The organism is Corynebacterium kroppenstedtii, from assembly GCF_016894245.1.
Classification (GTDB): domain Bacteria; phylum Actinomycetota; class Actinomycetes; order Mycobacteriales; family Mycobacteriaceae; genus Corynebacterium.
Map to the genome: position 1 here is coordinate 1,712,337 of NZ_CP069792.1, position 13,373 is coordinate 1,725,709.

10 protein-coding genes are annotated in these 13,373 nt (G+C 56.2%); 7 read left to right on the forward strand and 3 right to left on the reverse strand.

Annotated features, from left to right (window positions below; all coding sequences use genetic code 11):
- Positions 1-43: 43 nt before the first annotated feature.
- On the reverse strand, positions 44-832 hold the full coding sequence (locus I6J23_RS07430) for a PH domain-containing protein (RefSeq protein WP_204581514.1): 789 nt from the start codon (positions 830-832) through the stop codon (positions 44-46).
- On the reverse strand, positions 829-2,874 hold the full coding sequence (locus I6J23_RS07435; RefSeq protein ID WP_204581515.1) for a mechanosensitive ion channel domain-containing protein: 2,046 nt from the start codon (positions 2,872-2,874) through the stop codon (positions 829-831). The genes I6J23_RS07430 and I6J23_RS07435 overlap by 4 nt, the downstream gene beginning before the upstream one ends.
- Before the next feature lie 481 nt (positions 2,875-3,355).
- Between I6J23_RS07435 and I6J23_RS07440 the strand changes: the two genes are divergently transcribed.
- The 7 genes from I6J23_RS07440 to I6J23_RS07470 all read left to right on the forward strand — a co-directional run bounded on the left by I6J23_RS07440 (position 3,356) and on the right by I6J23_RS07470 (position 11,866).
- Positions 3,356-5,311, forward strand: coding sequence for an acetolactate synthase large subunit (locus tag I6J23_RS07440; RefSeq protein ID WP_204581516.1), 1,956 nt, complete (start codon positions 3,356-3,358; stop codon positions 5,309-5,311).
- 4 nt (positions 5,312-5,315) lie between these two features.
- Positions 5,316-5,813 (forward strand): acetolactate synthase small subunit, encoded by a 498-nt coding sequence (gene ilvN / locus I6J23_RS07445; protein ID WP_204581517.1) that lies wholly within the window; start codon positions 5,316-5,318, stop codon positions 5,811-5,813.
- A gap of 54 nt (positions 5,814-5,867) precedes the next feature.
- A complete protein-coding gene (gene ilvC / locus I6J23_RS07450) occupies positions 5,868-6,881 on the forward strand; it encodes a ketol-acid reductoisomerase (protein ID WP_204581518.1) in 1,014 nt (337 codons plus the stop codon).
- A gap of 182 nt (positions 6,882-7,063) precedes the next feature.
- Positions 7,064-8,662 (forward strand): phosphoglycerate dehydrogenase, encoded by a 1,599-nt coding sequence (serA, locus tag I6J23_RS07455; protein WP_204581519.1) that lies wholly within the window; start codon positions 7,064-7,066, stop codon positions 8,660-8,662.
- Positions 8,663-8,919: 257 nt separating this feature from the next.
- Positions 8,920-10,029 carry a GTP-binding protein gene (locus I6J23_RS07460; protein ID WP_204582986.1) on the forward strand — a complete coding sequence of 370 codons (1,110 nt, stop codon included), beginning with the start codon at positions 8,920-8,922 and terminating at the stop codon, positions 10,027-10,029.
- Positions 10,030-10,070: 41 nt separating this feature from the next.
- A complete protein-coding gene (locus I6J23_RS07465) occupies positions 10,071-11,099 on the forward strand; it encodes a 3-isopropylmalate dehydrogenase (RefSeq protein WP_204581520.1) in 1,029 nt (342 codons plus the stop codon).
- Between the two features lie 104 nt (positions 11,100-11,203).
- Positions 11,204-11,866: a GNAT family N-acetyltransferase gene (locus tag I6J23_RS07470; protein WP_204581521.1), complete on the forward strand. Its 663-nt coding sequence runs from the start codon at positions 11,204-11,206 to the stop codon at positions 11,864-11,866.
- Positions 11,867-11,898: 32 nt separating this feature from the next.
- On the opposite strand, the gene I6J23_RS07475 is transcribed toward I6J23_RS07470, so the two are convergent.
- Complete coding sequence (locus I6J23_RS07475; protein WP_204581522.1) at positions 11,899-13,293, reverse strand: MFS transporter; 1,395 nt, start codon at positions 13,291-13,293, stop codon at positions 11,899-11,901.
- Positions 13,294-13,373: the final 80 nt, after the last annotated feature.

The window sequence follows — 13,373 nt, forward strand, 5'->3', positions numbered from 1 at the left end:
TGGCTCCTCAACAGTGTGATGTCTGGAAGGTTGGCCGCCGCTGCTAACCCTGGTCAGGGTTTTCCGGTGTGTCTGATCGGTCGCGGTGGCTTGTCTCCGGGGTTTCGTCAGGGGTGGAGTGATGGGCGGAACGTCGTCGTTCTATTTCGGCGGCGATAAGTTTGGCGTTGTGCTCTCTCGTCGCCTCCTCGTGGGTTTTAATGACGGCGTACCCGTCGCGATTGACGGTGGTCAACTCGTCATCGTCGCGATGTCGCCCCGGCGTAACAGGGTCAGGGATGAGTCCGCCGGAGGCCTTGGCAAGCTTCGGAAGGTTATTAAACGTCACTCCAGGTAATGAGATGGTATCGCGCTTTCGGTTGGGGCGACTGGTGCGTGTGCGTTGCGCAGCCTGATCAGTCGTTTCCTGATTCGGCACAGTCGGCACGGCATAAGCTCGTCCGCCACGACTGAATTGAATACCGGAGAAGTCTTCCCAGGATAGTGTTCGGCTAGAGCGGAAGAGATATCGTGCAGTAACCCCGGCCGGTGAGATTTCAGTGCGAGCACGGAGAACCCACACGGCGAAAAGGATAGGGAAGATCAGCACCCAGAAGAGATATGCGGGCTTATAGCCCACGAAAATCAGGAAGATCAGGAACATGACGATCGCCCCGATGAGGTTCATTCGGTCGGGACGGATTGTCGTCGTCTTCCTGATTTTTTCCTTCTGCGTGTGGGGTGAGGATGCCGCAGGGCGAGATGCCTGGCGACCCGCACCCTGAGCTGGTCGTGCGTGGTGTGGGCGTGGGTGAGAGCCTGGGTTGTGCTCGCCGGACGGAGTCGAACTCATGGGGCCATTGTAGATGCTGTGTTATTGCCACCTTGAGCGTGGCTCAGATTCATCTGGCCGGAGTTGTCATTCCCAGTGTTGGAGTTGCCGGATCCTGAGCCCTGATTGCTGCTATCAGTGTCCTGTTGGTTGGCCCCTCCGGTACCGGAGTTGTCTTCGTCAGAATTGGATCCCGTATTCCCGTTATTCCCGGAATTTTGATTTCCATTCGTGGAATTCTGTTGGTTCCGGTTGTTCTCCGTATTCGTGGCGGTCGTCGTGGGCTGCGTGCGATTCGGCGTTGTCGTTGGAGTGTTGCTGCCGTTCTCGCTGTTGCTATCGCGCTCCGTAGTCGGATTCTCAGAATGAGTATTTGACTCCGGTGTCGTGGGAGCTGAGCTCTCCGATTTGTCGTCAGACTCCTTCTTGTCCGAACGCGATTGGAACGACGAGGGGGCTAGTATTCCAGAGCCGCGGTCGCCGCCGTCATAGGTGAGCCCTTGGAGGATCACCAAGATGATGAGAACCAGCACGATGGCACTGGTTGATGCGCGGCACCGTCCGCCGATCGAGAAGAGCCGTTGGATCCGTCGCTCATACGAAATCCTCCTGAACAGACCATTTTGCTGCGCATCTTCCGCTTCTTTTTCTAGCGACGTACGGGTGTCTTCTGCCTTCTTCGACGTTGTTGCGTCTGAAGCATCGGCGCTGCTGGTCCCCCGATCGGTCGGGTTAACCCCATGATCGGAGGCCTGGGCAGCACGTTCAGCAGCTGTGGTGTCATCTTCGGCTGAGAAGACTCGCGTTTCCGCCGTTGAGCCTGACGTAGAGCCTGATCCGGAGCCTGATGCCGAGGGGAAGACGACGGTTTCCGAGTCGCTGGCAGTGCGGCTGCCGCTGTCATTGCCACCGGCATTAGGACCGTCACCAGAGGTGGTCTTTGGCGAAATAGACCATGGCACGCCCGTTGCCGACGACCGTCCTTCGAACTCGTCTTCTTCGTGTTGCAGTGGCGCTGCCCATCGACGTGTTGTATCTAAAGCCTGAGTCTTCTCGCCGTTGGTTGCCGTGTCTGTGTCGGAAGTTTTGGGGGCGTGTGCACCGTAACCGGTGGGGTTGTCAGCGCGTCCAACTCCGTCCCGATGTTGCGAATCCCCTAAAGACTGAGTGACTCCTGGTAGTCCCTCAATAGTTGATCGGGAATACGATGCCCACATTTCATCCATGACAGTTGACCGAAGGGCGCGCTCGACAGTCCATTGCTGTCCTGGTTCGACGCGGATAAGGACGCGATACTGGATACTCCACGGTACGCCGGCCGACGTCGGCGGAATCAGATCCAGCGCTGGCAGGATACTCACGGCATCAGGGTCATCGCTGACAAGACGTGCGATTTCGGGCCGGGCCAAAGTGCGGTTAACACAGCCGTCGAAGAGCGCGTTCAGGTCCTCAGTGTTATCACCCGCGGTGAGGGGAACGGGGATGTCGATCTGAGCCTTCGCCCACCCGGAGGAAGCATTGACGGCCACAAGTGGCACGGAGTTGGGCACAACCGCTTCTTGGCCGTTGATCGTTCGCACCGTGGTTGAGCGCAAGGTGATAGCCGTCACCGTTCCCTCCACCGGGGCGTCCTTATTTTGAAGGATGACCCAGTCGCCGACACCATACTGCCGCTCGGTAATAATGAAGAACCCGGCAAGGAAGTCGGCAATGATTTTCTGTGCGCCAAACGCAACGGCAGCAGAAACAACGGTCGCGGGGACGGCCGCGCCGGTCGTCGAGAATCCGAAGTCTTTAAGAATCCGGATGGCTACGAAGAAGAAGGCGATGGCCTCCGCGATGTAGACCAGTGCGCCGAGGATGGCTAACCGCCCCTTGTAGCCTTCGGTGTCGGCAATTTCTCCGCGCCGTTCTTCGTGCTCGTTCATCTTGATCGTCGCCCAGCGGACCACGAGTCGACCGATGCGCGGTATGAGTATGGCGATACAGATCAAGATGGCAAGGGATAGACCGGTGTTGGCCACCCACTCCCACATGGAAGTCAAATAGAACTTGAACGGCATAGACCTAAACTTAGTCACCAGATTGTGCGGTTGGCCACGATGCGGATGATCTTTTCACTGATCTCCGTAAATATTCTCAGTGAACTATCAGCACGGGGATGGTAGGGGAGTGCTAGGTCGCTCTCGTGGTGGCGCCTTCCTCGGAGTTTCGGCGTTTTTCTTACCATTTGGGGGTGATAGTGCGCCATTATCGGGCAATTCCAGTGGTTTTTCGTGGTCGTAGTTGGTCTGACGTTTCTGTGCCTTTATAGTTCTACATATGACGAGCGCAACGATGACCACCATCATTCTTGTAGTACCGAGAGGGCGTTAGCTTTCCTGGTTACTCGTCACCGCCCTTTCGCACCACGCGAGAAGGGCTTTTTTCATATCCGATGCTTTGTCGGAACTCGCGACGATGGCACTATCGCGCTCATCCGTCGGGGATAAAGTTCCGCTGAGGCTAATACCCCTGATAACACAGTGAGGAGAGCACAAAACCGTGAACGCCCCCTCTCAACCGCCCACTCCGGCGACGGTTGCGGCTTCAACTGTGGCAACGCAGTCGGGAGCACATAAGAAACCCGCCCAGAAAGTCCGAAAAGAGAAGCTCACCGGCGCAGAGCTTATTGTCCGTACCCTCGAGGTATTGGGCGCCCGGACTGTTTTCGGACTCCCGGGTGGTGCTGTTCTTCCCCTCTATGAGGCCCTTTACGAATCGACCACCCTCAATCACATTCTGGTCCGCCACGAGCAGGGTGCTGGACACGCCGCAACTGGTTATGCCCAAGCAACTGGTGAAGTTGGTGTGTGCATTGCGACATCAGGACCCGGTGCGACAAACCTTGTTACGCCGCTGGCCGATGCCAATATTGATTCTGTTCCGGTCGTCGCGATTACGGGTCAGGTGGGGCTGCACTTATTGGGAACCGACGCTTTCCAGGAGGCTGATATTTGCGGGGTGACCCTTCCTGTTACGAAGCACAACTTCATGGTGACCAAAGTCGAGGACATCCCGCGTCTGATTGCTGAAGCATTCCACTTGGCATCTACCGGTCGGCCTGGCCCGGTGCTTGTGGATGTGCCGAAGGACATTCAGAACCAAGTTGCTGAGTTCCAGTGGCCTGTTGAGCTAGAGCTTCCTGGTTACAGGCCGACGACGTCGCCGCACTCGCGGAAGATTAAGCAGGCTGTGGATCTTATCGCGCAATCTCGTCGCCCGGTGCTTTATGTCGGCGGTGGGGTGATTAAAGCTAATGCCAGCGCGGAGCTTGCAGAGTTCGTCGAGACGGCGGGCATTCCCGTGGTGACGACGTTAATGGCGCTGGGATCTTTCCCCGATTCTCATCCTCTGCACATGGGGATGCCGGGAATGCATGGCAGCGTCTCGGCTGTCGCCTCATTGCAGAAAGCCGATGTTGTTATAGCCATCGGCACACGGTTCGATGATCGTGTTACAGGCGATGTTGAGTCCTTCGCTCCGGAGGCGAAGTTTATCCATGCTGATATTGATCCCGCGGAGATCGGGAAAATTCGTGAAGTTGAGGTTCCCATTGTCGGGGATGCGCGGGAAGTTCTTCAGTCTCTTACCAACATGTACGAGAAAAAGAACCTGAAGCAGCCTGAATGTAGTCGCTGGGTTGACTACCTCCACTCTTTGCAGAAGACCTATGCATTGGGATGGGAAAATCCCGACGATGGCAAGTTAGCTCCTCAGGCCGTCATTAAGGCTATTTCTGATGAAGTTGGCCCTGACGCAATTTATTGTGCTGGTGTGGGGCAGCACCAAATGTGGGCGGCGCAGTTCGTCGATTATGAACAACCCCGGACATGGTTGAACTCGGGTGGTCTGGGGACGATGGGATATGCCATCCCCGCGGCAATGGGTGCCCAAGCCGGCTCTCCGGGGAAAGAAGTCTGGGCTATCGATGGTGATGGTTGTTTCCAGATGACTAACCAGGAACTGGTGACCTGCGCGGTCAACGATCTCCCAATTAAAGTTGCGGTTATTAATAACGGCAACTTGGGCATGGTTCGTCAGTGGCAGAATTTGTTTTATCAGAGCCACTATTCGCACACCGGTCTTCACCCGAAGGGTGAGTATTTACCAGATTTTGTCTCGTTGGCAGAGTCGATGGGGTGCGCGAGCTTCCGGGTTACTCAAGAAGAAGACATCGTGCCGACGATCAAAAAAGCGCGTGAGATCAATGACCGGCCTGTGGTTATTGATTTCATTGTTGGTGAGGATGCGCAAGTCTGGCCAATGGTTGCCTCGGGACACTCGAATGATGAGATCCAGTACGCCCTCAACCTGCGACCACTATTCGACTCAGATCAGATGATTGATGAAGAGTCTGTTACTGAGGTGAGCGACGTTATTGAAGAGGACCAGGCTCGGGTGGCTGCGGAAGGAACCACCGCAGCAACCGATGACCAGCGCGGCGGGGGAGAGGAGTAGGGGCATGCAACACACGTTGAGTCTCTTAGTGGAAGATCAGCCAGGCATTGTTGCTCGGCTGTCCGGGATGTTTGCTCGGCGATCGTTCAACATTATTTCAATGACGACAGGCACGACCGATCTGGAGGGGGTCAATCGGATCACCATTGTCGTTGAAACAGATGAGGTTTCTATTGAGCAGATCACAAAACAGCTCAATAAATTGGTCCCGGTGCTGAAGGTTATTCGGCAGAAGGACGATCAAATGGTCTCCCGTGCACTGTTGATGGTGAAGGTTGCGGCGAATAATGAGAACCGGGCACAGGTCGTTGACGCTGCCAACCTGTTCCGTGCTCGCGTAGTGGATGTGGCACCTGAGTCGGTGGTCATTGAGGCGACGGGGCAGCCCGGGAAATTGGTTGCCTTGTTGGATGTCCTTCGCCCGTTCGGTATCCGCGAACAAGTGTATTCGGGGGTGGTCGCTTTAAGTCGTGGTGCGAATCCGATGATGCCCAAACGTTAATCTCACCCTATGATATGATTTTCTCGACAAGTGGAACTCTTGAAAGGAGTTGCAATGGCAATCAAAACTTTTTACGACGATGACGCAGACTTGAGCATTATCCAAGGCCGCAAAGTAGCGGTGATTGGCTACGGTTCACAGGGCCACGCACACGCTAAGTGCTTGCGTGATTCTGGCGTCGAGGTTCGTATCGGCCTGCGCGAGGGCTCGAAGTCTGCGGAGAAGGCCAAAGAAGCTGGCTTTGAAGTGTTATCTAACGCTGAGGCCGCTGAGTGGGCAGATCTGATCATGATCCTGGCTCCCGATACGTCGCAAATCGCGATCTTCAAGAATGAGATTGAACCTCATCTGAAAGATGGCGACGCTATTTTCTTCGCCCACGGTTTGAACATTCACTTCAAGAAGATCGTCGCTCCTAAGGGAGTCACGGTGGGCATGGTTGCACCGAAGGGGCCCGGCCACCTGGTTCGTCGCCAGTTTACGGAGGGCAAGGGCGTTCCGTCGTTGATTGCCGTGGAAAATGATCCGAGCGGAGAGGGCACAGCCTTGGCACTGTCCTATGCGGCCGCTATCGGCGCTGGACGTGCAGGAGTTATCGAGACCACCTTCCGCGAAGAGACCGAAACCGACCTCTTCGGTGAGCAGGCAGTCCTCTGTGGTGGCTTGGAAAAGCTGATGATGACGGGCTTCGAGGTTCTTGTCGAAGCTGGTTACGCACCGGAGATGGCGTTCTTCGAGGTGTGCCACGAGATGAAGCTGATCGTCGACCTCATCTTCGAGGGTGGCCTGTCGAATATGAATTACTCGATTTCGGAAACCGCTGAGTTCGGTGGTTATGTTTCGGGACCAAAGATCATTGATGACCACGTCAAGGAGTCGATGAAGAAGGTTCTCGCCGAGATCCAGGACGGCACCTTTGTCGATGCCATGTTCAAGGATGTTGACGCTGGCCAGCCTGGACTGAAAGGGCTGCGCGAAGAATACGCGAACCATCCGCTGGAGAAGGCAGGCAAAGACATGCGCTCCATGATGAGCTGGATCGCTAACCCGTTGGACGAAACCGCTTAAATTATCCCAAAAAAGGGATATTATTCAGCATAGTCCTCTTATTTCGCCATAATGTGCTGGTAGGAGGGCTATGCTTTTTGTATATCTGCGCCTGCGTATCCGGGCCGTATACCTGTTCACAGACCCAACCCACACGATGGAGTGCACCTGACCGTGCGCTGTTTTACTAGGAGGACCAAATCGTGAATCACAACTGCTTACCTGTGGTTCTTATCGCTGACAAGCTTGCTCAATCAACAATCGAGGCGCTAGGGGATGGCGTTGAGGTCCGGTGGGTAGATGGGCCTAACCGTGCTGAGCTCCTGGCTGCCGTCCCAGAGGCAGATGCGCTCCTAGTACGTTCCGCCACCACGGTGGATCAAGAAGTTCTCGACGCCGCCAAAGAGCTGAAAATCATTGGCCGAGCGGGTGTCGGATTGGACAATGTTGACATTGAGGGCGCAACGCAGCGTGGAGTGATGGTGGTCAATGCGCCCACGTCGAATATCCACTCAGCCTGCGAACATGCGATCACCTTGCTGCTCGCGGCCGCTCGCCAGATCCCCCAGGCTGATCAATCGCTGCGGCAAGGCGAGTGGAAACGGTCGTCTTTCAAAGGTGTCGAGGTCTACGGCAAGACCGTGGGTATCGTCGGCTTTGGCCACATAGGACAGCTCTTTGCTCAGCGTCTCGCTGCCTTCGATGTTGAACGTATTGTTGCTTATGACCCCTACGCGAACCCTGCTCGTGCCGCACAGTTGGGGGTTGAACTCATTGACCTCGAGGAGCTGATGGCGGTGTCTGATTTCGTCACCATCCACCTCCCCAAGACCAAGGAGACGGCGGGCATGTTCAATGACGCTCTCCTTGAGAAGGCGAAGAAGGGGCAGATTATCGTTAATGCTGCTCGCGGTGGTCTTATCGACGAAGAAGCACTGGCTCGTGCGATCGATTCCGGCCACATTCGTGGCGCGGGTGTGGATGTGTACGCCACGGAACCGTGCACGGATTCTCCGCTGTTCGACCGGCCCGAAGTCGTGGTGACACCTCACCTAGGCGCGTCGACGGTGGAGGCGCAGGATCGCGCTGGGACAGATGTAGCGAAATCCGTCTTGCTTGCCCTCGCGGGAGAATTTGTCCCCGACGCGGTGAACGTGTCCGGCGGGGCTATTGGCGAAGAGGTTTCTCTGTGGCTGAACCTGACGCGGAAACTGGCTGTGCTGGCGTCGGCAATTCAGCATGGTGCGACGACGTCGGTGGAAGTTATTGCGCGGGGTGAGCTGTCATCGGAAAACGTCGACGCCTTGGGCCTTGCAGCGTTGCGGGGCGTGTTCGCGGGCACGGTGGATGAAAAGGTGACATTTGTTAATGTCCCGGCTATTGCTGAGGATCGCGGGGTCCAACTCGCTGTGACGACGGCTGCCGAATCGGTGTTGCACCGCTCTGTTGTAGAGGTTCGGCTGGTGACGAACACAGGCGACACCGTGTCGGTGGTGGGCGCCTTGACCGGCTTGGATGGTGTGGAAAAGATTGTCCGGATCAATGATCGAGGGTTGGATCTGCGCGCGGAAGGTCTGAACGTGTTCCTGCACTACAAGGACCGCCCGGGCGCCTTGGGTGCCGTCGGATCCCAGCTGGGTGAGCGTGGGATTAACGTTGAGGCTGCGGCATTGTCCCAGGATAAGGCCGGAACTGGTGCCACCTTGGTTCTCAGGGTGGATAAGTCGGTTCCTGACGATGTGATGGAATCGATGAAGGCATCTTTGGATGCCGAGTACGCTATTGCGCTCGATTTTGATTAAGAAGGCATGTCCGGCTGGATCGGCGACAGCCACCGCTATTGACAGTGTGTATCATTAACGCTTTGGGGGATGGACAGTCAGTCAATTGCGCCGGGAACTGGCTGACTAGCTTTGGCTGACGACCGTCTTCCATCTCAACTGGTGCGTTATGTCCAGCTTTGTGCTGCGACCGACGCGGAGAGACGTTAAGGGGATGCACAGTGTTTGAAGAGCGCCATATGGACGATGTGGTGAAAGAAAACGTCCGAAACGCCGACATGGCCGACTTTCGGCCGACACCGGTGACGGTTTTGTCGGGGTTCCTCGGTTCGGGGAAAACCACGCTCCTCAACCACTTGTTGGCCAACCGCGCTGGCCGCAAAATCGCGGTGATCGTCAACGACTTTTCGGAAGTGAATATTGACGCAGCGCTCATCGCGGGTGAGGGGCATCTTGAGCGCGGAAGTGACCGTATGGTCGAGCTCTCCAATGGCTGCATTTGTTGCACGCTGCGGGAGGACCTCATTGAATCGGTGGCGTCGCTCGCGGCGAGCCAAAAGTTCGACCACATCGTTATCGAATCAACGGGCATCTCAGAGCCGATGCCTGTCGCCGCAACTTTCGAGTGGGAATTTTCCGACGGGGTACATCTTGGTGGCATCGCTCCGATCGACACGATGGTCACATTGGTCGATGCGACGACGTTCCTGCCTCAGATGCACAAACGGGGACGACTATCTGATCGAGGTTTGGAGGCTGCTCCCGATGATGACCGCACGGTTGCCGAGCTCCTTGTCGACCAAGTCGAGTTTGCCGACATGATCTTTGTGACGAAATGCGACCTGGTTCGTGATGAACTCGCCCAGGCAACTGAAGACGCAGTTCACGCCATGAACCCACGTGCCCGCATACGTCGCGTCGTCAATGGCGCGATTCCGATGGAAGCCGTGCTCGATGCGCATCTTTATGACGTTGAGGAGTCGGCTGCAGCTCCCGGGTACCTTGATGAGCTCGCGAATCCGCATACTCCGGAAACCGAAGAGTACGGGATTTCCTCGGTGGTCTTTCGGTCCCAACGGCCATTTGACCAGCGCCGTCTCATTGCAGCCGTGAAATCAATGCGCGGTTTGGTTCGGTCAAAAGGGCATTGTTGGATCGCTGACCGCCCGGAGCTCATTCAGATGTGGTCCCAGGCCGGCCCGAACTTAACGATCTCACCTGCAGCGTTGTGGTCGCAGGCATCGGAGGCTCCGTCGTCGGAAATTGTCCTTATTGGTGTGAACTTTGATGGTGCCGACGCTCTGGCTCGGCTCCAGGCAGCAACACTAAATGACGACGAATCCCGCGCGCTGCTTAAACGTATGGCTGGAGCGTCGGCGATCGGTTAGACTCACAAGAAACCCGTGATGTGAGAAAGGTATCTCAGGATATGAAACTGGCGGTTATCCCTGGCGACGGGATCGGCACAGAAGTAACGGCGGAAGCGCTCAAAGTGATGCGAGCTGCGTTGGCGGGGAGCGGCGAGTCCATTGAGACCACGGAATACGACCTCGGCGCCCGCCGGTACCTTCGCAACGGGGAGCTTCTTACTGATGACGATCTCGCCTCCTTGCGCGAGCATGATGCGATTCTGCTCGGGGCCGTTGGTGATCCCAGGACAGTTCCATCGGGGGTACTGGAGCGTGGCCTTCTGCTGAAGATGCGATTCGCCCTCGATCACCATGTCAATCTACGCCCATCAGTCCTGTATCCGGGGGTAGCCTCGCCACTGTCGAATCCGGGGAAGGTTGACTTTATCGTCGTCCGTGAGGGCACCGAGGGACTCTATGCCGGAAACGGCGGTTCGATTCGGGTCGATACGCCTCACGAGGTTGCCAACGAAACAAGTGTGAACACTCGGTACGGGGTCGAACGTGTTGTCCGCTACGCCTTTGACCGCGCGCAAGAGCGACGCAAGAAGTTAACGCTGGTGCACAAAACCAATGTCCTCGTGTATGCAGGTGGACTGTGGCAGCACACCGTTGACCAGGTTGCCCGGGAGTATCCAGACGTTGCCGTGGATTATTGCCACATCGACGCGGCGACAATATATATGGTCACCGATCCGTCGCGCTTCGACGTCATCGTGACAGATAATCTTTTCGGCGACATTATCACCGACTTAGCTGGAGCTGTCACCGGTGGCATCGGCTTGGCTGCATCGGGCAATATCGACGCGACCGGCACGAATCCATCCATGTTTGAGCCCGTGCATGGCTCTGCTCCTGATATTGCCGGTAAGGGAATCGCGGATCCGACGGCTGCGATTTTGTCGGGTGCGTTGCTATTCCGTCACTTGGGCAAGACCGACGAAGCCGATGCCATTGAGGCCGCGGTCCGCAATGATGTTGCCTCGAGGGACGGCAGCACTCGCACCGAGGAAGTTGGAACCCGGATTGCGGACAGTCTCCAGAGCTAGCGCTGTAGGGTGCTGTAGGGTAAGGAACCGTCGCTGTGTTATCTCCTGAGATTTGGCCGCCCTCCAGCCTCCGGATAAGGACGGGTGCACTGGAGCTCCGACCTATGGATGAGCAGGCAATATCCGACGCTGTTCGCGCGGTGTCACGAGTGGATGATGTGTTCGCTGATCCCGCCGGCCCTGAGGTATTTCCATGGATCGGTGTGCCGAAGTATTCCAATGTCGCGTTTCATCTCAGCACAATGGCAAGTCTCGGCACCGGAGACCCATCCACATCTGAGTGGACCTTATCCTTAGCTATCCGGCATCACGGCGAGTTTATTGGTGTTATCGATCTCCGTCGTCGTTGGATTTCCCGCTCCACGTACCCAGAGGTGGAGGCTTTCCCTGTTTTACTTCGTGATCTCGGCTTCAAGATTGGTGATGGCTACGTCGAAACTGGGTCGTATATCTTGAGGCCCTTTCAGGGGCACGGCTTTGGAACTCAGGCTCGACGGGCAGCATTAACTGTGGCATTTGCGTATTGCGATTGTGACATCGCGGTATCTGAAAGCTGGCCGATGAATGCTGCGTCCCAAGCGGTATCGCTGTCGTGTGGTTATACCTTCCTTGGGAGTAACGACGGCGGCAGTAGCGGTGTCGGCAATGAAAAGGTGCGAATGTATTGCACCCCAGAAATGTTCGACTGTGGGTCTACCTCGGTGCACGTCGACGGGTGGACACCGGAATTGTCTTCCATGCTTGGGATACAGCCGAGAGAAGGCTAGAAGAATAAGGCTAGGAAACCAGAACTCCTCGATCATAGATGGTCGTCGATGTCGGCGTTTCGTCCCGTCGTGCGCACTCCGAAAAGGCCGATGTCGATCATCATGATCACCATTGCGATGGCTACGACAGTGAATACTGTTCCGGGGCCGGCGCTATGAAGAATGGGCAGCAAGATGAAAGGCATGACGCCCGCCGAGATTTTTGATAGGGAGTAGGCGAAACCAGCAGCCGTACCCCGAATACGAGTGGGGAAGTTTTCCGCCAGATAGGTGTGGTAGACACCGGAGAACATGTTGCTTGACGCTGTAAACAATCCACCGGCAATCATGACAATGGCGGGTGTAGGTGAGAATCCGAAGACGAGACCGAACACCCCCATCATGATGGCAGTGGCAACAATGAGGTGTTTGCGCTCGAATCGGTCAACCAGCGGCACCATCAGTAACGAACCGACCGGATAACCGATGTAGGTCACTGCGGTATATGCAATGGAATCGATAACATCGAAACCTTTTGCTGCCAGAGCGAGGGTCGCGATGGTGCCAAAACCGTAGTACCCGAATACCTGAAGAACACTCATGATGGAGACAACGAGCGTCCGTTTCCTCACCGCGGGGGCGAACACTTCCGAGAACTGCACATTCTTCTGGTGGACAGGTCGCACGCGGGTGTCCGGTTCCGCGAGGGTGTGGCCCTCTTTTCGTGCTTCATCCTCAAAACGACGCGCGATCTTTTCGGCTTCATCTGTGCGGCCATGAGCCTCAAGCCAGACCGGCGATTCGGGGAGGAAGCTGCGGATCGCCCACACGATTAAACCACCGACACCGCCGATGATGAACATCCAGCGCCAACCGTCGACACCCAAAGGCTCGAGGGGAACGAGCCACCGGGCGAGGAACCCAGACAGAGGCACCCCGAAGAAGCTCACCGTATAAGCCCAGACAATGTAGCGGCCGCGCACTGTGGACGGAAGGATATCAGCAAGGTACGAATCTGCGAGCGCGTATTCCCCGCCGATGCCTATACCTGCGACAAATCGTGCGAGGACCAGAACAGAGGCGTGCGGTGCGAGACCACACACAATAGAGGCGAGAGAGTAGACCAATAAGTTAATGATGAAGGTGTGCTGCCGCCCTATGCGGTCTGCTAACCGGCCCATCCATAGAGCGCCGACAAATTGTCCCAAGAATGCCGACGCCAAAACAAGCGACAGCTGAGTTCCGCCCAGGTCGAAGTGCTTCTTCAGCACCGTCGACATGATGGGTGCCAGGAAGTTCTCGTATTGGTCGAAGAAGACTCCCAATCCGATCACAATGGTGATCAATTTGTGTGACCGAAGGACGGGGAGCCGATCCATCCGTGCAGCTATGGAAGGAGATTCTTCCGAGGCTATGTAATCAGGAGATAAGGGTCGGGAGCGAGGCATAGTCCTTTAACATAGACCGCTTTGTCTGGAAGTGAAAATAGAGCAAGCGAAAGCGAAGTACGTACGGAACACATGTAAAA

What these genes read in the sequence shown, in the direction of transcription:
- I6J23_RS07430 (WP_204581514.1), bottom strand. Translation starts at nt 832, where the DNA reads ATGAGTTCGACTCCGTCCGGCGAGCACAACCCAGGCTCTCACCCACGC.
- I6J23_RS07435 (WP_204581515.1), bottom strand. Translation starts at nt 2,874, where the DNA reads ATGCCGTTCAAGTTCTATTTGACTTCCATGTGGGAGTGGGTGGCCAAC.
- ilvN (WP_204581517.1), top strand. Translation starts at nt 5,316, where the DNA reads ATGCAACACACGTTGAGTCTCTTAGTGGAAGATCAGCCAGGCATTGTT.
- ilvC (WP_204581518.1), top strand. Translation starts at nt 5,868, where the DNA reads ATGGCAATCAAAACTTTTTACGACGATGACGCAGACTTGAGCATTATC.
- I6J23_RS07460 (WP_204582986.1), top strand. Translation starts at nt 8,920, where the DNA reads ATGGCCGACTTTCGGCCGACACCGGTGACGGTTTTGTCGGGGTTCCTC.
- I6J23_RS07465 (WP_204581520.1), top strand. Translation starts at nt 10,071, where the DNA reads ATGAAACTGGCGGTTATCCCTGGCGACGGGATCGGCACAGAAGTAACG.
- I6J23_RS07470 (WP_204581521.1), top strand. Translation starts at nt 11,204, where the DNA reads ATGGATGAGCAGGCAATATCCGACGCTGTTCGCGCGGTGTCACGAGTG.
- I6J23_RS07475 (WP_204581522.1), bottom strand. Translation starts at nt 13,293, where the DNA reads ATGCCTCGCTCCCGACCCTTATCTCCTGATTACATAGCCTCGGAAGAA.